At 59.1% G+C, this 19,544-nt stretch carries 19 protein-coding genes; 5 read left to right on the plus strand and 14 right to left on the minus strand.

Annotated features, from left to right (window positions below; all coding sequences use genetic code 11):
- Window positions 1-207: 207 nt before the first annotated feature.
- Window positions 208-2,262 carry a glycoside hydrolase family 97 protein gene (locus tag ACIGGE_RS15350; RefSeq protein ID WP_397491016.1) on the plus strand — a complete coding sequence of 685 codons (2,055 nt, stop codon included), beginning with the start codon at window positions 208-210 and terminating at the stop codon, window positions 2,260-2,262.
- 150 nt (window positions 2,263-2,412) lie between these two features.
- Here ACIGGE_RS15350 and bglX read toward each other — a convergent pair whose 3' ends face one another.
- A complete protein-coding gene (bglX, locus tag ACIGGE_RS15355) occupies window positions 2,413-4,746 on the minus strand; it encodes a beta-glucosidase BglX (protein ID WP_397491017.1) in 2,334 nt (777 codons plus the stop codon).
- Window positions 4,747-4,946: 200 nt separating this feature from the next.
- On the opposite strand from bglX, the gene ACIGGE_RS15360 reads away from it, so the two are divergent.
- Both ACIGGE_RS15360 and ACIGGE_RS15365 read left to right on the plus strand, forming a co-directional pair.
- Window positions 4,947-8,000: a TonB-dependent receptor domain-containing protein gene (locus ACIGGE_RS15360; protein ID WP_397491018.1), complete on the plus strand. Its 3,054-nt coding sequence runs from the start codon at window positions 4,947-4,949 to the stop codon at window positions 7,998-8,000.
- A 67-nt stretch (window positions 8,001-8,067) separates the two neighbouring features.
- Window positions 8,068-9,552 carry a glucoamylase family protein gene (locus ACIGGE_RS15365; protein ID WP_397491019.1) on the plus strand — a complete coding sequence of 495 codons (1,485 nt, stop codon included), beginning with the start codon at window positions 8,068-8,070 and terminating at the stop codon, window positions 9,550-9,552.
- Between the two features lie 4 nt (window positions 9,553-9,556).
- Here ACIGGE_RS15365 and ACIGGE_RS15370 read toward each other — a convergent pair whose 3' ends face one another.
- From ACIGGE_RS15370 to leuC, 11 genes are all read right to left on the minus strand, one after another.
- Window positions 9,557-10,432: an endonuclease/exonuclease/phosphatase family protein gene (locus tag ACIGGE_RS15370; protein WP_397491020.1), complete on the minus strand. Its 876-nt coding sequence runs from the start codon at window positions 10,430-10,432 to the stop codon at window positions 9,557-9,559.
- Window positions 10,425-10,976, minus strand: a complete 552-nt coding sequence (locus ACIGGE_RS15375; RefSeq protein ID WP_397491021.1) for a prolyl oligopeptidase family serine peptidase — start codon at window positions 10,974-10,976, stop codon at window positions 10,425-10,427. The genes ACIGGE_RS15370 and ACIGGE_RS15375 overlap by 8 nt, the downstream gene beginning before the upstream one ends.
- Before the next feature lie 276 nt (window positions 10,977-11,252).
- Complete coding sequence (locus tag ACIGGE_RS15380; RefSeq protein ID WP_397491022.1) at window positions 11,253-12,263, minus strand: LacI family DNA-binding transcriptional regulator; 1,011 nt, start codon at window positions 12,261-12,263, stop codon at window positions 11,253-11,255.
- A 139-nt stretch (window positions 12,264-12,402) separates the two neighbouring features.
- The gene (locus tag ACIGGE_RS15385) at window positions 12,403-13,185 is read right to left on the minus strand and encodes an NUDIX domain-containing protein (RefSeq protein ID WP_397491023.1); all 783 of its coding nucleotides are present in this window, start codon (window positions 13,183-13,185) and stop codon (window positions 12,403-12,405) included.
- Between the two features lie 358 nt (window positions 13,186-13,543).
- Window positions 13,544-13,873, minus strand: a complete 330-nt coding sequence (gene grxD, locus ACIGGE_RS15390) for a Grx4 family monothiol glutaredoxin (protein WP_103024209.1) — start codon at window positions 13,871-13,873, stop codon at window positions 13,544-13,546.
- Between the two features lie 34 nt (window positions 13,874-13,907).
- Window positions 13,908-14,141 carry a BolA/IbaG family iron-sulfur metabolism protein gene (locus ACIGGE_RS15395; protein ID WP_103024210.1) on the minus strand — a complete coding sequence of 78 codons (234 nt, stop codon included), beginning with the start codon at window positions 14,139-14,141 and terminating at the stop codon, window positions 13,908-13,910.
- Between the two features lie 5 nt (window positions 14,142-14,146).
- Window positions 14,147-14,473: a DUF1476 domain-containing protein gene (locus tag ACIGGE_RS15400; RefSeq protein WP_103024211.1), complete on the minus strand. Its 327-nt coding sequence runs from the start codon at window positions 14,471-14,473 to the stop codon at window positions 14,147-14,149.
- Between the two features lie 67 nt (window positions 14,474-14,540).
- Window positions 14,541-15,539: an NADPH:quinone oxidoreductase family protein gene (locus ACIGGE_RS15405; protein WP_397491024.1), complete on the minus strand. Its 999-nt coding sequence runs from the start codon at window positions 15,537-15,539 to the stop codon at window positions 14,541-14,543.
- On the minus strand, window positions 15,536-16,141 hold the full coding sequence (leuD, locus tag ACIGGE_RS15410) for a 3-isopropylmalate dehydratase small subunit (RefSeq protein WP_196847879.1): 606 nt from the start codon (window positions 16,139-16,141) through the stop codon (window positions 15,536-15,538). The genes ACIGGE_RS15405 and leuD overlap by 4 nt, the downstream gene beginning before the upstream one ends.
- Window positions 16,142-16,211: 70 nt before the next feature.
- Entirely contained in the window at window positions 16,212-16,370 is a 159-nt protein-coding gene (locus ACIGGE_RS15415; RefSeq protein ID WP_103024214.1) for an isopropylmalate isomerase, read from the minus strand.
- 13 nt (window positions 16,371-16,383) lie between these two features.
- Window positions 16,384-17,835 (minus strand): 3-isopropylmalate dehydratase large subunit, encoded by a 1,452-nt coding sequence (gene leuC / locus ACIGGE_RS15420; RefSeq protein ID WP_397491025.1) that lies wholly within the window; start codon window positions 17,833-17,835, stop codon window positions 16,384-16,386.
- Between the two features lie 91 nt (window positions 17,836-17,926).
- Between leuC and ACIGGE_RS15425 the strand changes: the two genes are divergently transcribed.
- Window positions 17,927-18,352 carry a thioesterase family protein gene (locus ACIGGE_RS15425; protein ID WP_103024216.1) on the plus strand — a complete coding sequence of 142 codons (426 nt, stop codon included), beginning with the start codon at window positions 17,927-17,929 and terminating at the stop codon, window positions 18,350-18,352.
- Window positions 18,353-18,404: 52 nt separating this feature from the next.
- The gene (locus tag ACIGGE_RS15430; protein WP_397491026.1) at window positions 18,405-18,923 is read left to right on the plus strand and encodes a sterol desaturase family protein; all 519 of its coding nucleotides are present in this window, start codon (window positions 18,405-18,407) and stop codon (window positions 18,921-18,923) included.
- A 36-nt stretch (window positions 18,924-18,959) separates the two neighbouring features.
- Here the strand turns inward: ACIGGE_RS15430 and ACIGGE_RS15435 are convergent, their stop codons facing one another.
- Both ACIGGE_RS15435 and ACIGGE_RS15440 read right to left on the minus strand, forming a co-directional pair.
- The gene (locus tag ACIGGE_RS15435) at window positions 18,960-19,118 is read right to left on the minus strand and encodes a YqaE/Pmp3 family membrane protein (protein ID WP_103024218.1); all 159 of its coding nucleotides are present in this window, start codon (window positions 19,116-19,118) and stop codon (window positions 18,960-18,962) included.
- A gap of 73 nt (window positions 19,119-19,191) precedes the next feature.
- Window positions 19,192-19,542 carry a YbaN family protein gene (locus ACIGGE_RS15440; RefSeq protein ID WP_103024219.1) on the minus strand — a complete coding sequence of 117 codons (351 nt, stop codon included), beginning with the start codon at window positions 19,540-19,542 and terminating at the stop codon, window positions 19,192-19,194.
- Window positions 19,543-19,544 lie beyond the last annotated feature (2 nt).

Here is a 19,544-nt window from a genome sequence, read left to right on the forward strand (position 1 = left end):
GCCTTGATCCCTTCGCCATCCTCGACAACCGCCGCAGGATCCGTGCTCGCTGCAACATCAGGGGCCAGTGCCATCTCTACATTCCTCCCAGGTGTGCCCTGTCCGACGGGCCTTATCCGCCATCGGATAGCCAAGAATGTAACCGGTTGCACGAAATTTCTGGCCCCGCGCCGTGCGAACGCCTAGCCCTCGTTTCAGGAGGTAGAGATGATCGGGTCATATTTGCGCAATCGTGGTGGACGGGCGGCCTTGGGCGCTTTGTTCCTCGTGCTCGTTCCAGCAGGCGGCCTTGCCGCGCAGGACGATGTGTCGCATCGGCAATGTTCGCCCGACGGGCGGCTCTGCTTTGCGCTGACCACAGTGGACGGCGCGCCGACCTATTCCGTCGACCGCGACGGGGCGCCGGTCATCGATGCCTCGCAACTGGGTTTCCTGCTTCGCGGCGCGGGCAAGTGGGGCAGCGGCATCACGCTCGGCGATCCGGTGCGCTCCAGTGCAGACGAAACCTGGGAACAGCCGTGGGGCGAAAGCCGGTTGGTCGTCGATAAACACAATGAAATGCGTGTTCGGCTGACCGAACAGGGCAAGATCAAACGCTCGATTGACATGACTATCAGGGTGTTCGACGACGGTCTGGGCTTCCGCTTCGCCTTTCCCGATCAGCCTCAGCTCACCGATGTGATGATCGATGAAGAGCTTACCGAGTTCGCGATTGCCGGCGATGCGGAAGCCTGGTGGATCCCCGCAGGTGAATGGAATCGTTACGAATATCTCTACAATCACACCCCGGCCAATCAGGTCGGCACGGCCCATTCGCCGATCACTTTCCGCCGCTCGGACGGCCTTCACATCGCGCTCCACGAAGCGTCGCTGATCGATTATTCGGCCTTCTGGCTGCAACGCATCGACCACCAACGCTTCCGCACCCGCCTCGCTCCATCCTCGCAGCCTTGGAAGGTGCGGCGGGAAGCGCCCTTCGAAACGCCGTGGCGGACCATCCTGATCGGCGAGGACGCGCCGGCGCTTTATGCAGCCGCAGACATCATTCTCAACCTCAACGAGCCCAACCGGTTGGGCGATGTCAGCTGGGTCAAACCGCAGAAATACGTCGGCATCTGGTGGGGAATGCATCTCGACAAATGGAGTTGGAACGCGGGACCCAAGCACGGCGCGACCACCGATAACGTACTCGAATACATCGATTTCGCAGCCGACCATGGCTTCGGCTCGGTCCTTGTAGAAGGCTGGAACGAAGGCTGGTGGAGCGAGAGCGGACGCAATTTCCAGTTCGCCGTAGCCTATCCCGATTTCGACATGGGCCGCATCGCGAAATACGCGCGCGAAAAGGGCGTCGAGATCATGGGGCACCATGAAACTGCCGGGAATGCAGGGCTTTACGAACGCCAGCTCGAAAAGGCTTTCGATTACTACCAGCGCTATGGCGTTCATTCGGTGAAAACCGGCTACGTCGCGGACGCCGGCGGCGTCCTGCGCGAAGATCCGGATGGGACGGAGCAATGGGAATACCATGACGGACAATACATGGCCCGCCATCACGTCCACGTGGCTGAACGGGCCGCGGAGCACCACATAGCCATCAATGCGCACGAACCCATCAAGGATACGGGCCTCAGGCGGACCTACCCGAACCTCGTCACCCGTGAAGGTGCGCGGGGGACCGAATACAACGCTTGGGGCGAGCCGCCCAATCCGCCCGAGCACGAACCGACCTTGCTCTTCACCCGCATGCTCTCGGGGCCGTTCGATCTGACGCCGGGCATCGTCAGTCTGGAAGGCCGCGACGGCCGAGCCATCCCGAACACGCTGGCTCGCCAGCTAGCCGATTACGTGGTGATTTACTCGCCCCTCCAGATGGCGGCCGACCTGCCCGAAAACTACGTAAAGCATCCCGATGCGCTGGCCTTTATCGAACAGGTCCCGGTCGATTGGGAACAGACGCGCGTCCTGGCGGGCGACATCGGCGAATACGCGATCGTCGCGCGCCAGCATCGCGGCGGTGAAGACTGGTGGGTGGGCGGCGTTACAGATGCCGAACGTCGCGAAATTTCGATCGATCTGTCTTTTCTGCCAAAGGGCAAGCGCTACACCGCAGAAATCTGGCGTGACGGCAAGGACGGCGGGATCGAAGGTGATCCTTTTGCCATGGTTCGAGAAACACGCGAGATCATCGGCGGGGATACTTTGACGCTATCGATGGAAGCGGGTGGGGGCTTTGCCCTATCTCTCCGTCCGGCAAGCTAGGCCGGCGACGTCCGGCCGCGTGCCTTAGCGAACCTACCCCGCCGCAGCAGTGTGAACCTTCCCGGCCTCGACCGCCGCACAGCTCGTCAGGGCAATGGAGGCGAGCAGCGCGAGGGCTGGGGGGCACGGAAGCCGGGAAGGTTCATGCGATTACTCCGTGAGGGTAAAGGTTACCGGAGTACTCGCCTTCGCGCCCGATGAAGGCGCGATCCAGAGTCGGTATTCGCCCGGTTCCCACCCATGCGACATGTCTGCACGGGTGAACGCGAGGTCTTCGGGCCGCAGCGTAAAGGATACCGTCCGGCTTTCACCCGGTTGCAGCGCTATCTTTTCGAAGCCCTTCAGTTCCTGTACCGGCCGGGTGACCGATCCGACAAGATCGCGCACATAGAGCTGCACCACCTCTTCGCCCGCGCGCGTGCCCGTGTTGGTGATTGTGGCAGTAGCGGTGATCGAACCCTTGGGTCCCATCGACGAGGCCGACAGCGTTGCCGGCGAATAGCCGAATGTCGTGTAGCTGAGACCATAGCCGAAGCGGTACAGTGGATCGTTCGGCGTATTGAGATAGCGCGAAACGTATTTTGCGCCCGGCTCCCCCAGTTCAATGGGGCGGCCGGTGTTCTTCATGTCGTAGTGGATCGGCGCCTGGCCCACATTGATGGGGAAGGTGATCGGCAGTTTGCCCGAAGGGTTGTAATCACCGAACAGCACATCTGCGACCGCGTGGCCGCCCTGCGTGCCCGGATACCACGCATGCAAAATGGCGGGCACGTTGTCGTTTGCCCAGGTGATCGAATTGGGGCGACCGCTCATCATCACCAGCACGACCGGTTTGCCCGTTGCAACGAGCTGTTCGAGCAAGGCCTGCTGATTGCCCGGCAGGTCGAGCGAGGTACGGCTGGCAGCTTCGCCCGTCATGTCCCATTTTTCGCCCATGACCGCGACGACAACGTCCGACGATTTCGCCAGCGCGAGCGCTTCGGCAAAACCATCGGTCTTACCTTCGTCGCCGAACTCGTAGCTCGCGCCCTTGGCGTACTGGACCGTGACACCGTTTCCGGCGTGGGCCTTCATGCCCTCAAGCACGGTGACCGGTCGGGTCTCGCGATCACCGGCTGCCGACCAGCTGCCGATCATGTCGGTCTTGCTGTCCCCAAGCGGGCCGATCACGGCAATTCGCTCCGCATCGGCGGCCAGCGGGAGCACATTGCCGTCGTTCTTGAGCAGAACCATCGATTTGCGCGCTACGTCGCGCGCAGCTTCGAGAAATTCCGGCTTGTACAGCGTTGCTTCCTGCCGCGCCTCGTCCGCATAGCGGTAGGGATCTTCGAACAGTCCGAGGCGATATTTCATTTCGAGCACGCGGCGCACTGCGCGGTCGATATTCGCCTGGCTCACGCGGCCTTCTTCGACCGATTTCACCATGTTTTCCATGAACACGGCGCCCTGCATGTCCATATCGACGCCGGCATTGAGCGCCTGTTCGCCAGCCTGCTCGAGATCCTTGGCGTAACCATGCGGGACCATCTCGTTGATGGAGGTGTAGTCGGTGACGACAAAGCCGTCGAAGCCCCATTCATCGCGCAAGACGTCGGTCAGCAGGAATTTGCTGCCGCTGGCTGGCACGCCGTCGTATTCGTTGAACGACGTCATGAAGGTGGCGACCCCTTCATCGACTGCGGCCTTGAAAGGCGGGAGGTAGACATCGCGCAGCGTACGTTCGGAGATATCGACCGTGTGGTAGTCGCGGCCTGCCTGGGCTGCCCCGTAAGCGGCAAAGTGTTTCGCGGTTGCCAGAACCGTGTCGACGGCCTTCAGATCGTCGCCCTGGTAGCCATGCACGCGTGCCTTGGCGACTTTGCTGCCGAGGTAGACATCTTCCCCGGCGCCTTCCGAAACGCGGCCCCAGCGGGCATCGCGCGATACATCGACCATGGGGGAGAAAGTCCAGTGTATCCCTTCGGCTGACGCTTCCGCGGCCGATACGCGGGCCGATTTCTCGACTGCATCCATGTCCCAGCTCGCCGCTTCGCCGAGGGAGATCGGGAAGATGGTGCGGTGGCCGTGGATCACATCGTATCCGAACAGCAGCGGTATTTTCAGCCTGGTGCCTTCGACAGCCATCCGCTGCAGTTCGCGCGTATAATCTGCGGTATAGGCATTGAAGATCGATCCCACGCGCCCTGCTGCGATATCCTGCTGATAGCCTTCGCGCATGGTCGGACCGGTCGATTCCCAATCGCTGGTGAGCAGCGTCAGCTGGCCGACCTTTTCTTCAAGTGTCATCCGCCCGATCAGATCATCGAGAAAGGCGTCCATCTCTACATCGCGCGCGGCCCAGGATGGCTGGGCGGGCTCGATCGGCACTGCGGTGGACGAAGCGCTGGAGGCTGGCGGGGGTGCCGATGCCACGCCCGTGGTGGCGCAACCGGCAAGTGCCAACGCGCTGACGCCCGCAAGCACACCTCGCTGCAATGAACGCATGTAATTCCTCCCATTTGGACTTCTGACTATATTCACGATGAAGAGCCGCCCCAAGGGAATCGCCTCTTCCGATCTGTCTATACATCGATCATGAAACCGGTTACAACATTGCTCGTCAAATGTCGATTCGGTTACGCGGCAGGCAATGCCGCGAGCCTGAGCGGTCGAGCCGAGACCGCGATTTTGGGGAGGAATTACCGATGAAGTTTCCGCATATGAATCGTTCGGCGGTTGCTCGCCGCATGGCTCTGGCTCTTGTGCACGGTAGCGCCATGGGTGCGCTGGCGATCGGCCTTGCTGCGCCGGCGCATGCGCAGGAATCCAATGCATCGCTACGCGGTCAGATTACCGGCGGCGCCACCCAGGTTGCTGCGGTTAGAGTGGATACGGGCGTGACCCGCACCGCCACGATTGCTGCCGACGGGCGGTATAATTTCGCGTCCCTCGCGGCGGGAACCTATCGTCTCGAGGTTACGACGCCCGACGGTGTGCTTCAGACCGACACCTTCCAATTGTCGGTGGCGCAGGATGCTGTCCTGAACTTCGATGTGGGCGAAATCGCCGCAACGGAAGCACCCGCAGCCGCCGATGATGGTGCAGACGATGTTGCTGCTGGCGACAATGTCATTCTGGTGACGGGCGACCGCATTCGTACGCTGGAAGGCGGCGAAGTCGGCATCAATATTTCCCAGCGGCTGATTGAACAGATCCCGCAGACGAACCGCAACTTCCTGGCTTTTGCCGATCTTGCGCCGGGCGTTCAGTTCATCGACGGGTTTGGCGGCGACCGCCGGCTTCAGGGCGGTGCCCAGAACAGCAGTTCGGTGAATGTGTTCATCGATGGCGTGAGCCAGAAAGACTATATTCTTCGAGGCGGCGTAACCGGACAGGATTCAACGCAAGGCAACCCGTTCCCCCAGGCGGCGATCGGCGAATATCGCGTCATCAGTTCCAACTACAAGGCGGAATTCGACCAGGTCGGATCGGTCGCAATCACGGCTATCACGAAGTCGGGCACCAACGAGTTCCATGGCTCCGGCTTCATCGATTTCACCAATCAGAGTTTACGGGCTGCACGCCCGATCGAATTGTTCGGGGAAAATCCGCAAGGGAAAACCGAAAGCAGGGATCTGCAGTATGGCGGTACCCTGGGCGGGCCGATCATCCGCGACAAATTGTTCTTCTTCGGCACGTATGAAGGCAAGGAGATCATCACGCCGCGCGACGTGACGCCCGGCCTCGATCTGTCCACGGGCTTCTTCCCCGGCGAATATCAGGGTGCGTTCGGTACGTTCAGCGAGATATTCAACGAAAACCTCTATTTCGGAAAACTGGACTTCACGCCCAATAATTCCGACCTCTTTCAGGTTTCGGTCAAGTATCGCGACGAGGATGGTGAAGATTTCGGTAGCGGTACGGCTGCCTACAGCACGCGCACAGTCACGAGCGTGAAGGAATGGCGCGGTCTCGCGCGGTGGGAACACACCTCCGACAATTTCATCAACGATCTGAAGATCACTTACGAAGATGTAACATGGAACCCGCGGCCGTTCTTACTTGAGCCGCGAAATATCTTCCGTGCCGTGATCGAAGAGGACGGCGTCCGGCGCGAAGGCACTGTGCTTCAAACCGGTGGCGGTCGAAACTTCCAGGACAAAGGCCAGGATGGCTGGCAGGTCTCCAACGACTTCACTTGGACGGGCTTCGAGCGGCATACAATCAAGGCCGGGGTAAAAGCTAAGTGGGTCACTCTCAACTCGACCCAGCAGAACAGCTTCAACCCTCAATACACATATAACGTCTCTTACAACCCCGCTGATCCCACGACACCAAACAGCGGCGCTTTCAACGACGCCATTCCATATGAATTGAATTTTAGCACGATCGTGCCGGGCGACGATGTGTCGCTTAATTCAGAGACTTTCCAGTTTGGCGCCTACATTCAGGACGACTGGGACGTCACGGATCGGCTGACGCTCAATCTCGGCGTTCGCTGGGACTTCGAGCGCACGCCAGATTTCCTCAATTACGTGCACGATCCGGCGCGAGTGGCGGCTGTTCAGCCGGAAAACTATCCCAATCTCATCAACGCCAATTACGACATCAACGATTACATCTCGACCGGCACCGAACGAAAAGTCTTCTATGGCGCGATCCAGCCACGGCTCGGCTTTTCTTACTGGCTGGATCCTGATGGCCAGTTCGTCCTTTTTGGCGGTTATGGCCGCTCTTACGACCGCAACCAGTTTGATTTCATTCAACAAGAGCTCGTACAGGGAGCGTCGTTTGGGCGAACATTCATCTTTCAGAATGCCGGTGACCCTCGCGGCGATTGCACGGCCAGTCCAACCTGCATCCCGTTCGACCCGATCTATCTGACGGAAGCTGGGCGTCAGCAGCTAATCGACGGAGCACCTCCGGGTGCTGGCGGCGAGCTCCGCTTTATCGATAACGATCTGAAGCTGCCTTATTCGGACCAGTTCAGCCTGGGTGTTCGCAGCACGTTCGATCTCCTCAATCTCGAGGTCGGATATCGTCATATCGCCAGCCGCGATGGATTTGGATATCTGCTCGGTAATCGTCGCCCGGATGGAAGCTTCTTTCCGTCCGAAGGCAATCCGGACTCGCCTTTCGGTACTCCACCAAGTCCGTATGGTGCTATTCTAATTGGTACTAACGGCATCAACACCGATGCAGATTCCGCGTATCTCAAGTTTGGGAAGCGTTACACGGAACAGTCACCGTGGTCGATCGATGCAACCTACACCTTCACACTGGCCGAAGAAAATCGTCGCTTTGGCGAGTATTTCTCGCTCGATTTCCCATCTTTCGACGATTATCCCGTTATCCGGTCGGCGGGCGTACGCAAGCATCGTTTCGTGATGGCTGGAACGGTAGATCTTCCGCTGGACTTTACTCTCGGCAGCAAGTTCCAGATCGCATCGCCAGCGTATCAGCAGGCTTTCGTCTCCGTAGCTGGTGATCCGAACTCCCGCGATGTCGTGGCAGTCGAAAACGATGCAAATGGCGATCTGTGGGGTTTCCGACAGTTCGACCTTTCGTTGACCAAGTATTTCAACATCGGTCTGATCAATGACGACACTCGCCTGTGGGTTCGCGCAGACGTGCTCAATGTGTTCGATGATCGCAATTACAACGGTTTCGACGCGGTGACTGGAGCGCGCAACTTCAATAACTACAGCACCGATGGTTTCCCGAGGACGATCAAGGTCTCTGCAGGCTTCGACTTCTAATTGGGTCGCAACAAGGTGTGCCGCACTGTCCTCCCGGTGCGGCACATCATAACGATTTGAGTTTATCATGAGATTTTCCGCAGCTTCAGCTGTCGCCCTGTCTTTAACCCTCGCTGCCTGCGCCAATTTCGATCCGCCTGCGTCTTCTGGCCCCGCATCGAACGATGTGGCTGCTTTCTCCGAAGATCTGACACAGCGCACATTCCGGTATTTCTGGGATACTACCGATACCGAGCGATGCCTGGCGCCGGACCGGTGGCCCAGCAACCCGTTCTCCTCGATCGCTGCGACAGGCTATGCCCTGACCGCCTTTGGCGTCGGTGCTGAACGTGGCTACGTTTCGCGCGACGATGCTGCCCAGCGTACGCGAGATTGTCTGGAATTTTACTGGAATGCCCCGCAAGGGCCCGCGGTCAGCGGAACGAGCGGTCACAAGGGTTTCTTCTACCATTTTCTGAATAACGAAGATGGCACGCGGCGCGGCAATACCGAACTTTCTACAGTCGACACCGCGCTACTCCTCGGCGGCGTTCTATTCGCTCAAAGCTACTTCGATCGCGACACAGCCGTGGAGCGCGAGATCCGCGATCTCGCGGAGAAGATCTACCGGCGGGTCGACTGGACTTTCGTTCAGCGCGAAAACAGCACCATTCCTTCAGCCAATGGCGGGAGCGGAAAGGCGATCGCCATGGGGTGGTACCCCGAGCGCGGGGAAGGGGGCGACTTTGGTACGCATGACTGGATCGGCTACAACGAAGGTATGCTGGTTTACATACTGGCAGCAGGATCCCCCACACATCCCGTTGGCAAGGAAGCTTGGGATCAGGCCTGGGCCATGGATCTCGAGAAGGACTGGGGCACCTACTACGGTTACGAATATCTCCAGTTCGAGCCTCTGTTCGGGCACCAGTACAGCCACGTCTGGATCGATTTTCGCGGCATCCAGGATGACTTCATGCGTTCGAAGGGCATCGACTATTTCGAGAATAGCCGGCGCGCCACGTTGAGCCAGCGGGCCTATGGTGCCGATAATCCCAATGACTGGAAGGATTACAGCGCCAGCATCTGGGGGTGGACTGCGTCAGACGGGCCAGCTTCATCGGCGGGCCAGTACGCCGTTAACGGCAAGTCCCGCACCTTCCTGACCTATGCTGCGCGCGGCGTCAGTGCCATTCGCGTGGTCGATGACGGCACCATCGTCCCGACGGCAGCGGGCGGGTCGATACCCTTCGCGCCTGAGGTTACCATCCCGGCGCTTATGAGCATGAGGGCCAAGTACGGCGACCGCCTCTACACCGATTACGGCTTCAAGGACGCCATCAACCCCAGCTTTACGTTCGTGGACGCCGGCTCGACGACGGGCGATACCGATCCGGTCAAAGGCTGGGTCGCGCGCGATCATCTCGGCATCGACCAGGGCCCGATCCTGGCCATGTTGGAAAACCAGCGCACCGGCCTCGTATGGGCGACGATGCGTAAGAACCCGCACATCCGCCGCGGCCTAGAGCGGGCGGGGTTCTCCGGGGGCTGGCTGGACGATCCCGAACGGTAAGGCTCTAACTGTCTGGCAGTCGCAGAACAGCACTTACCGGATAATGGTCCGATGGCAGGCGGCCACCCCAGTGCTGAGTGATCACCGCATATCGATCGACGAGAATGCCGGGTGACAGGAATATGTGATCGATCGGCATCCCGGCGTTCTGAGCGATGTCGAAGCCGGTAAAAGTGCCCGGTGGTCCGTAAGGGGGAGCGATGCTTGCGCTGCGGCTATCGACAAGCGCCCCGGAAGTCAGGACCTGATAGGCTTCGCTGTCCGGGTCGGAGTTAAAGTCGCCCATCACGATCGTCGGCAAGCCCTTTCCAGGGCCGGTGTTAATCCAGTGCAAAATGAGTTTCGCTGCGTTGACCTGGGCGGCCGCGCCGACATGATCGAAGTGCGTATTGAGTACGCGCAGCTTTCCTTGACCATCGCTGCGTTCCAGAATTGCCCACGTGGCAATGCGCGGATAGGCGGCATCCCAGCCCTTACCTGGAACATCCGGTGTGGGAGACAACCAGAAGGTACCACTGTCGGTCATTTCGAACATATCGTGCCGCCACGCTAGTGGTGAAAACTCCCCAGCTTCTTCCCCATCATCCCGGCCCACTCCGATGAAAGAATAGGCGGGAAGTGTTTCTTCCAGATAGCGCTTCTGGGGAAGCAGCACCTCCTGCATGCCGAGGATCGCCGGCGCTTCATAGCGGATCAGATCGCGCACGAGCGTGCGTCGCTCTGGCCAGGCATTGGGCCCATCCGATGCCAGATCGAGCCTGACGTTATAGGTCATCACATCAAGCTGCGCTTCGCGCTCTGTCTTGGCGGTTGGCGCGTGCATGCAGCCGGCGACCAGCAACATGCCGATCAGCACCAGCGCCGCATATAGTCTAGTCATCTGCATCAGTCCGCCGCTGCGAAAGCGTCCAGAGGTAGAGTTCGGGATCCGCATAGGCGGGGTCCCATGCGTTGTGGCCAAGGTCGGGATAGATCGTCAGCCTGCTTCGCTGGCCACCGCACGCCCTGATCGCGCGCGCCATCGCAAAACTTCCCTCAGGAATGACCACATCGTCCCGATCGCCATGCAATGCCCAGATTGGTACATCAACCAGTTCACAGGCGGTCGCCGGATCACCTTGCCCAGCCACCGGGACTAGGGCCGCAAAGAGATCGGGCCGCTCGGCTCCCCATCGCCATGTGGCACGCCCACCTCGGCTCAAACCGGTGAGGTAAATGCGATTTTCATCTATCGGCATCGTCTCCACAATATGATCGAGGATCGCTTCCAGCTTCGAAACATCCCAGTCTTCTTCCGGAGGCAGCAATGGGGAGACGAGAATGAAGGGAAAGTCTGGATCCATGTCCGCGTGCTTGGGCGGTCCGTGAACCTTGACCTTCGCGATGTCCGATCCACGTTCCCCGGAGCCGTGCAGGAAAATCATCAAAGGCCATTTGGCTTCGGAATCGTATGAACGGGGCACAAACAACTGGTACGGGTAGCCTCCTGCCTCCAGACTCTGTTGCGGGTGTTGTCCAGTGATCACGGGTACCGCATCAGCGAGCGCTGGACCCGGCATACTCGCGCAAGCCGTGGCCATTGATGCTGCAGTTAGCAGCACGGCAAAACGTCCGAACCGGGTCATCGCGATCTTTCTCCAAGAAACTCGAAAATAGAAATAAGTTCGTCCTATTCGAGTTCTCGATACGGGGTCAATTCGTCAGGTACGAGCCGTTCCGGCTCCTCCTCCGCTTGATCCTCTGATCGCGAGGGTGGGGGCGATGATTAGACTTTCATCCCGTGCCAGCGTCTCGCCTTCCATCATGCGCAGCATCAGTTCGGCGGCCGTCGAACCCACACGTGTAATGTCGGAATGAACTGTCGTGAGGCCCGGCGTCACATGCCGGGCAAGCGGAATGTCATCAAACCCCGCGACAAGAATATCGCTACCGATCTGAAGACCGGCCACGCGCAACTCGCTCATCAATTCGACCGCCATCATGTCGTTGCTGGCAAACACGGCATCGAAGGTAATGCCGCTGGTAAGCAGCAAGCGAGCGGCCTCGCGACCCGCATCATCGCGAAAATCGCCTGGCAATATCAATGGGCTTCCATTGCCGGTGCGCTCGGCCAGCACGTCGCAATACCCCCGCTGTCGCTCGCGCGCATCGCGATTGTTAGCAGGACCCGCGATGTGAATTATATTGCGTGCTCCGCGATCGATGAGATGGTCCGTGACCAACCGCGCGCCTGTATAATTGTCTACCGATACAAAGGGAGTGACGTTATCGGTTCCTTGGGCGTTAAGTAGTACGGTGGGGATATCGCGCGTCACTGCCTCTACGGTATCGGCGCGAGAGTTCGGTGGCATGACAAGCAGTCCGTCAACCCTGCCTCGCATCGCCCGGATCGCTTGTGCAGTTTCTTCGGCACTCCCATGCATATTGCCCAGCAGCAAGCTCTTGCCGGCGCGATGGGTGACAAGGTCGATACCGCGAATGATTTCGGAAAAGAACTCGCCGAATAAATCGGGTAGAATAACCCCTATCGTATCGGTCTTGCGCTTGGTGAGGCTTCTCGCGCCGCTGTGCGGAACATAATCAAGCGCGGTTGCCGCAGCTTCGATTTTTTCGCGCGTTTTTGCTGTGACGATGGACATGCCATTGAGCGCGCGCGATGCGGTGGCAACCGACACGCCTGCGGCTTTCGCAACGTCGCGTATCGTTACCATGCGTCCCCCATAATCCTATCTTACCCGAACTGCCTTACAACTCCACCTGTCGCAGAGCGGAAACATTTATTTGGCCCGCCCGCACCGTCGGTCATTGCCGACACCATACCAATGAGTCCGGAAGAACTGGCACTTAACGTCACCCTCTTGCCACCGTGTTCAACGGTTCGCCCGTCACGGGGTATCCCAAGTCCTCACCAATGTGCAGCCACGACTTGCCATCCATTTCGCCTATGAAGGGAGTTATCGTTCTCACGGGAATGGCTTCGGCCTGAGCCTTCGCCGCGGCGAAATTTTCGAACAGGGCGAGGCGCTCCAGATTGCGGCGGGTCGGGAAGATTATCTTGATGTCCCCCCTTTCCGCAGAATCGAGCGCGCCCTGCGCAGTAGTCCAGAAAAGATGCGTATTTTCGGAAAGGTCCGCCTCTATCTCGACCGCGCCTGTACCGATGTCGGCTAGGTAGAAACGTGTGTCATAGACACGCGGGATGCGTTCATTCTTTGGATACCAGCGGGCAAACGGCACTAACTGATCGAGATCGAGTTCCCATGCGAAATGTTCGAGAACCGGTTCGAGCTCACCGGTCTGTTCGAGGTACTTCCGCGCGGCGCGCGCTTTATCGGCATCGATTTCGCCGGTCAGTCCGATGACCAACCCTGTTTCTTCAAGCGTTTCGCGTACAACGGCGATCTGGTGCGCAGCTTCGTCTGGATCGAGGCGACCGCCAATCTTTGCCCCGAGGTCGAAATCTGCCGGGTCGACCCGCCCGCCCGGGAAGACGGCCATGCCGCCGGCAAAAACCATTTCGCGCGATCGGATCGTCATCAGGATCTCAGGTGGGCCATCCTCTGACGAATTGCGAAAAATGACCACGGTCGCTGCTGGGATGCCGTCGGCGCCGATTTCGGTTGGTTCGTTCATGCAGATGTTGTGACGGTGACTGCGACCATTGCCAAGGGCTAAAGCCGGATGTCCGGTGTCGATAAACTTTACAGAAGGCAAAGCCGCGGAAGGCCCATTAACCAACGAAAAGCCAGAACAACCGCCCGTGCCTGAATTTTGGCACATCCCGTGCTTTATGTCCCGTGTCTAGATCACGTCTTTGTGGCGACGCCGAACCCACGGTCTCCTAACCCTGCGTCGCTAAGAAAAAAGGCCCGTCCGGTTTCCCACCGGACGGGCCTTTCCCGTTCTACAACTGCAATTGGAGTGAGATCAGCTTGCTTTCACAAATGCCAGCGCGTTGCTGGCTGGAAAAGCTGCTGAAGGTAGTAAGAACCTAAGATGCTTTGGCGACCTGCTTCTCATCCATCATCTGCTGGAGTTCGCCTGCTTCGAACATTTCCATCATGATGTCGCTGCCACCCACGAATTCGCCCTTCACATAGAGTTGGGGAATGGTTGGCCAGTCCGAAAAGGCCTTGATGCCTTGACGGATTTCCATGTCTTGCAGCACGTCCACACTGTCATAGGCGACGCCGCAATGGTCGAGGATGGCAATCGCGCGACTGGAAAATCCGCATTGCGGAAAAAGCGGGGTGCCCTTCATGAAGAGCACGACATCGTTTGCGCCGACAATATCGGCAATACGCTGATTGGTATCGGACATTGGTCCGTCCTTTGTCTAAATTCGGTATGCGAGATCAGGTGGGGGCTTGCGTAGTGAGTTGCAAGGCGTGCAGTTCGCCCCCCATTCGCCCGCCCAGCGCATCATAAACCAGCTTGTGCTGTTTGACACGCGTCAGCCCGGCGAATTGCGGCGCCGTAACCTTGGCGGCCCAATGATCGTTATCGCCCGCCAGATCGCGCATTTCCACGACTGCGCCGGGAAGCGCTTCTTCGATCAACGTGACGATGTCGTCTGCGGCCATGGGCATTACATTCAGCCCTGATCGCTCATGAACTGACGCCGCGCTTCGACGGAGCATTCTTCCAACTTTGTGCGAATGTCGGCTTCGCTGACATCGCATTCGGCCGCAGTCAGATCGCCCAGAAGCTTGCGGATGACGTCTTCATCGCCAGCTTCTTCGAAATCGGCCTGCACGACAGCCTTTTTATAGGCGTCGGTCTCTTCATCGGTGAGGCCCATGAGCCCGGCAGCCCATTCGCCAACAAGACGATTGCGGCGTGCAGCGATCTTGAAGGCATTTTCCTCGTCGAAGGCAAACTTGGCTTCTTCGCCGCGTTCGCGATCTTTAAAATCGGTCATGTCAGTCCTCTCGGGATGGAATCTTGCGGGTCGGAATAGGCGTGGCCCCACCGGCCCGCAAGGGCGCTTATTCCATTACAACGACGAGTTTACCGATCGCTCCGCGGTTCTCGAGCTTGGCGATTGCTTCGTGCGCCCGCTCCAAGGGATATGTCTCGCTCACCAGCGGTTCGATTTTGCCGGCTTTCCAGAGATCGAAGAGTTCTTGAATATTCTGCTCGTTACGTTTCGGCTCGCGCGCGGCAAATGCGCCCCAGAATACACCGCGGATGTCACAGCTTTTCAAAAGTGTGAGATTGAGCGGCATTTTCGCGATGCCGGCAGGGAAGCCGACGACCAGGAAACGTCCTTCCCAGGCGATTGCGCGCAAAGCCGGCTCGGAATAATCGCCGCCCACGATATCATATACGATGTTGGCGCCATCAGGGCCTACGGCCGCCTTGAAGTCATTCGCCAGCTGCTTGGACGTGTCCTTATCGAACGGGGCGCGAGGATAGATTACCACTTCGTCGGCGCCGTGCTTCCTGGCAACCGCGCCCTTTTCCTCGGTGGAGACGGCAGCGACGACGCGGCAGCCATACGCCTTGGCGAGTTCGACGGCCGAGAGACCAACGCCCCCGGCGGCGCCGAGTACGAGAACCGTCTCGCCTTCCTTGATATCACCGCGATCCTTCAGCCCGTGGATCGTTGTGCCGTAGGTCATCAGTAGCGCGCTGGCTTTCACCAGATCGATGCCATCGGGCACCTTGAACAACTTGGCTGCCGGAACGACGACCTTTTCCTGCAGGCCGCCGTTGCCGACGCCGCACATCACCCGGTCACCTACGGCGAAATCGGTGACTCCTTCACCCAGCGCTTCGATGGTGCCGGAGATTTCGCCGCCTGGCGCGAAGGGGCGAGGGGGCTTGAACTGGTACATGTCGCGGATGATCAGCGTATCGGGGAAATTGATCGCACAGGCAGCGACCTTGACCAGAACCTCACCCGAGCCAGCCGTGGGGATATCAATCTCCTCGACAACGAGGGTTTCGGGGCCACCGGTCTCCTTCGAAAGGACTGCTTTCACGCTGATCTTCTCCTATTTGTTTTATCAAGCCAGGGCGTAGTGCCCCGGCGCATTATCTCGTGCGCTGCAATAGCGCTCTCGCTGGCCAGCGTCAGGCCGATCTCGTCTAGACCTTCGAGCAGGCAGCGCTTGCGGAACGGATCGATCTGAAATTCGAACCGGTCCTGAAAGGGGGTCGTGACCACCTGATTTTCCAGGTCGATCGTAATCGGTTGATCCTTGGCAACCTCCAGCAACCGGTCCACCTGATCCTGCGGCAGCTCGACTGCCAGAATACCATTCTTGAAGGCGTTGCCGGCGAAGATATCGGAAAAACTGGGTGCGATCACCGCTGTCAGCCCCATATCCAGCATGGCCCAGGCGGCATGTTCGCGGCTCGATCCGCAACCGAAGTTGTCGCCCGCGATGAGAATGGGGGCGTTAGCGAAATCCTCGACATCGAAAGGATTCCCGGGCGCCGCGCGGATGGTTTCGAATGCGCCTGCGCCGAGCCCTTCGCGGCTTACGGTCTTGAGCCAGTGGGCGGGGATGATGACGTCGGTGTCGACGTTCTTGAGGCCCAACGGAATGGCGCGCCCCTCGATGGTGGAAACGGCCTTCACCCTTGACCACCCGGCATGGTCGCCAGTGTCATGCTGCGCAGCATGGGAAGCTCCCTCCAGAAGCGGTCGACTAATCGGTTTCGGGCGTCTCGCCAGAAGGTATGGGTCCGGGGCGCTGCGGCTGGTTTTTCCGCTCCTTGCGCTTGTTGGCGTAAAGCATCGCGGCAGCAATGGCGGCCGATCCGATCGCACTTGCAATGGCGGCTTTTCCGGTGATCTTCTTGGTCATGAGTTCTCAATGGTCAGGCCGCACCGTCTTGGCAAGGGGCGAGGTTACGGACATCGGCAAGACGCCCGGTAACGGCGGCGGCAGCAGCCATTGCCGGGCTGACCAGATGCGTTCGGGATCCGGGGCCTTGGCGGCCGACGAAATTACGGTTGCTCGTGGAAGCGCAGCGTTCACCCGGCGGTACCTTGTCGGGGTTCATCGCCAGGCAGGCGGAACAGCCCGGCTCGCGCCATTCGAAGCCGGCATCGGTGAATATCCGGTCAAGCCCTTCGTCTTCGGCCTGGCGTTTGACCAATCCGGAACCCGGGACCACAATTGCCCATCGCACGTTTGGCGCCTTCTTGCGACCTTTCAACACCTCGGCCGCGGCACGCAAATCTTCGATCCGGCTGTTTGTGCAGCTGCCGATGAAGATATTCTCTACCGCGATATCCTCGATCGGCGTTCCGGGGGTCAGGCCCATGTAATCCAGGCTCTTGCGCGCCGCATCCTGCTTGGATGGATCGGCAAAACTGTCGGGGGAGGGGACGCACCCGCCTACCGCCACCACGTCTTCAGGACTGGTCCCCCAGCTTACGGTTGGTTCAACAATCGCGGCGTCGATCACGACCGATTTGTCGAAATAGGCGCCCTCATCGGTGGCGAGCGACCTCCACCAGGTGACCGCGTTATCCCAATCGTCGCCCTGCGGCGAATAGGGACGGCCGCGAAGATACTCGAAAACCCTTTCGTCAGGCGCAATCAGGCCTGCCCGTGCGCCGCCTTCGATGCTCATGTTGCAAACGGTAAGCCGCCCTTCGACGCTCATTTCCTCGAACACCCGGCCGCGATATTCGATGACGTGTCCGGTGCCTCCTGCGGTTCCGATGATGCCGATAATATGCAGGACCAGGTCTTTCGCAGTAACGCCCGGACCGAGCATTCCATCCACCCGTACTTCCATGGTTTTCGAAGGGCGAAGCTGTAGCGTCTGGGTCGCGAGCACATGCTCGACCTCGCTCGTCCCGATACCGAATGCCAAGGCGCCGATCCCGCCGTGCGCGGCGGTGTGACTGTCCCCGCAAACGATGGTGGTGCCGGGCAGCGAAAAGCCCTGCTCGGGGCCGACGACATGGACGATACCCTGTTCGGGCGCGGTGGCGTCGATATAGTCGATCCCGAAGGATGGCGCATTGCGTTCAAGGGCGGCGAGCTGCGCTGCACTTTGCGTATCTTCGATCGGCAGGCGCGAACCGTCTGCTGCGATCCGCTTCGTTGTCGGCAGATTGTGATCCGGGACCGCAAGCGTAAGGTCGGGGCGCCGTACGGTTCTACCAGCCAGCCGCAGGGCTTCGAATGCCTGCGGGCTAGTCACTTCGTGGACGAGGTGGCGATCGATATAGATCAGGCAAGTCCCGTCATCGAGCCGATCGACGACATGCTGATCCCAAATCTTTTCGTAAAGAGTGCGCGGTTTGCTGGCCATTGCGGTGAACCTTGAGCCAAGCAGCCCGTATCCGCAAAAAGGCAAATCCAGAGTCTTCCAAACTTAACCTTTCTCTGCTCTATTGACACTTATGTCAGCAAAGCCATTTTTCTTCCCGATCAAAGTCCTTCCCGATGATATCGATTTCATGGGCCACGTGAACAATGCCCGCTATCTGAACTGGGTTCAGGATACAGTGCTTGCGCATTGGCAGAAGCTGGCTCCTGCAGAAGAGGTCGCAACCAAGGCATGGGTCGCTCTCAAACATGAGATTACCTATCGCAGACCAGCGTTTCTGCATGACGATGTCATCGCGGAAACCGTGCTGGAAAAGATCGCGGGTGCCCGTAGCTTCTACAATACGATAATCCGTCGCGGCGAAGAGGTTCTGGCCGAAGTGCAAAGCATGTGGTGCTGCATCGATGCCGACAGCCATCGACCCGCTCGCATCGATCGCGACGTTGCGGAGCGCTGTTTCGGAATGCCGCGCAAGCAGAAACCTTACGCTGCCGAATAGTCCTCACGCAGGCGGGCTTTGCCTGCCGGGCGCATGACACTATATCGGGTGCATGGATTTCCTCGCGCCGGCCCTTATCGTCTTTGCCACTGTGTTGGCCATGGAATGGGTCGCATGGGCGAGCCACAAGTACATCATGCACGGATTCGCTTGGTCTTGGCATCGGGACCACCACGAGCCTCATGACAATTTGCTGGAAAAGAACGACCTTTTCGCAATCGTCGGCGCAGTGGCAAGCATTTCCATGTTCGCCATCGGCAGTCCGATGGTGCTGGGATCGGGCGCGTGGTGGCCGGGCACATGGATCGGGCTAGGAATATTGTTCTACGGAATCATCTATACGCTGGTGCATGATGGCCTGGTGCACCAACGTTACTTCCAGTGGGTTCCAAAGCGTGGCTATGCGAAGCGCTTGGTGCAGGCGCACAAGCTACACCACGCGACTGTGGGTAAGGAAGGCGGGGTGAGTTTCGGATTTGTCTTGGCTCGCGATCCTGCGAGGCTCAAGGCAGAACTCCGGCGGCAGCGTGAAGCCGGTATCGCGACCATACGCGAAAGCGCCGGAGCCTGAGGCCCCGGCGCAATTCATAAACCGTTGGCGAATGGCTTACTTGGCGTAGTTCACGTAAAGGCCATGGATCAGCCCCGGGAAATAGCCCAGCAAGGTTAGAACAAGGTTCAACAGCGCTTTACCGCCCAGTCCATGCTTTGCAGCGACACCCAGGGGGGGAAGCAGGATCGTGGCGATGAGAATGAGAATTGCCATGGAAAAAATGTCCTTTTGATGCCCTTCCGTCGTTCACATTACCAACCGATCGGCGACGGGGCAGTTCCAGAGGTCATTCGTTCCGGGTGGCTATCCAACTGCCGCAGACGACAAGAATTCCAATGGAAATCCAGTACCAGGGATGGCCAAGGGTGTACCAGGTGAACACTGCGCCCGCTGCCATGGCGCCAATGGCCATCGTCTTGGATGATCGGCTGATGGCACGGCGGTCGCGCCAGTCTTTCACCTGCGGTCCCCAATGGGGATGATCGAGGATTTTCTGTTCGAGTTCCGGGCTCGATCGCGCAAAGAAATAGACCGCCAGCAGCAGGAAAGGGACTGTCGGCATGATCGGTAGCACCGCCCCTATGGCACCGAGACCGACTGCGAAAATACCCAGACCCTTGAAGATCGGCCGTCTCACGT

This window comes from Qipengyuania sp. NPDC077410, assembly GCF_044543405.1.
Classification (GTDB): domain Bacteria; phylum Pseudomonadota; class Alphaproteobacteria; order Sphingomonadales; family Sphingomonadaceae; genus Qipengyuania; species Qipengyuania pacifica.

What these genes read in the sequence shown, in the direction of transcription:
- ACIGGE_RS15375 (WP_397491021.1), bottom strand. Translation starts at nt 10,976, where the DNA reads ATGATTTTCCTGCACGGCTCCGGGGAACGTGGATCGGACATCGCGAAG.
- grxD (WP_103024209.1), bottom strand. Translation starts at nt 13,873, where the DNA reads ATGTCCGATACCAATCAGCGTATTGCCGATATTGTCGGCGCAAACGAT.
- ACIGGE_RS15415 (WP_103024214.1), bottom strand. Translation starts at nt 16,370, where the DNA reads ATGACCAAGAAGATCACCGGAAAAGCCGCCATTGCAAGTGCGATCGGA.
- bglX (WP_397491017.1), bottom strand. Translation starts at nt 4,746, where the DNA reads ATGCGTTCATTGCAGCGAGGTGTGCTTGCGGGCGTCAGCGCGTTGGCA.
- ACIGGE_RS15425 (WP_103024216.1), top strand. Translation starts at nt 17,927, where the DNA reads ATGTCAGCAAAGCCATTTTTCTTCCCGATCAAAGTCCTTCCCGATGAT.
- ACIGGE_RS15360 (WP_397491018.1), top strand. Translation starts at nt 4,947, where the DNA reads ATGAAGTTTCCGCATATGAATCGTTCGGCGGTTGCTCGCCGCATGGCT.
- ACIGGE_RS15400 (WP_103024211.1), bottom strand. Translation starts at nt 14,473, where the DNA reads ATGACCGATTTTAAAGATCGCGAACGCGGCGAAGAAGCCAAGTTTGCC.
- ACIGGE_RS15430 (WP_397491026.1), top strand. Translation starts at nt 18,405, where the DNA reads ATGGATTTCCTCGCGCCGGCCCTTATCGTCTTTGCCACTGTGTTGGCC.
- leuC (WP_397491025.1), bottom strand. Translation starts at nt 17,835, where the DNA reads ATGGCCAGCAAACCGCGCACTCTTTACGAAAAGATTTGGGATCAGCAT.
- ACIGGE_RS15365 (WP_397491019.1), top strand. Translation starts at nt 8,068, where the DNA reads ATGAGATTTTCCGCAGCTTCAGCTGTCGCCCTGTCTTTAACCCTCGCT.
- ACIGGE_RS15370 (WP_397491020.1), bottom strand. Translation starts at nt 10,432, where the DNA reads ATGACTAGACTATATGCGGCGCTGGTGCTGATCGGCATGTTGCTGGTC.
- ACIGGE_RS15395 (WP_103024210.1), bottom strand. Translation starts at nt 14,141, where the DNA reads ATGCCCATGGCCGCAGACGACATCGTCACGTTGATCGAAGAAGCGCTT.
- ACIGGE_RS15350 (WP_397491016.1), top strand. Translation starts at nt 208, where the DNA reads ATGATCGGGTCATATTTGCGCAATCGTGGTGGACGGGCGGCCTTGGGC.
- ACIGGE_RS15380 (WP_397491022.1), bottom strand. Translation starts at nt 12,263, where the DNA reads ATGGTAACGATACGCGACGTTGCGAAAGCCGCAGGCGTGTCGGTTGCC.
- ACIGGE_RS15435 (WP_103024218.1), bottom strand. Translation starts at nt 19,118, where the DNA reads ATGGCAATTCTCATTCTCATCGCCACGATCCTGCTTCCCCCCCTGGGT.
- ACIGGE_RS15385 (WP_397491023.1), bottom strand. Translation starts at nt 13,185, where the DNA reads ATGAACGAACCAACCGAAATCGGCGCCGACGGCATCCCAGCAGCGACC.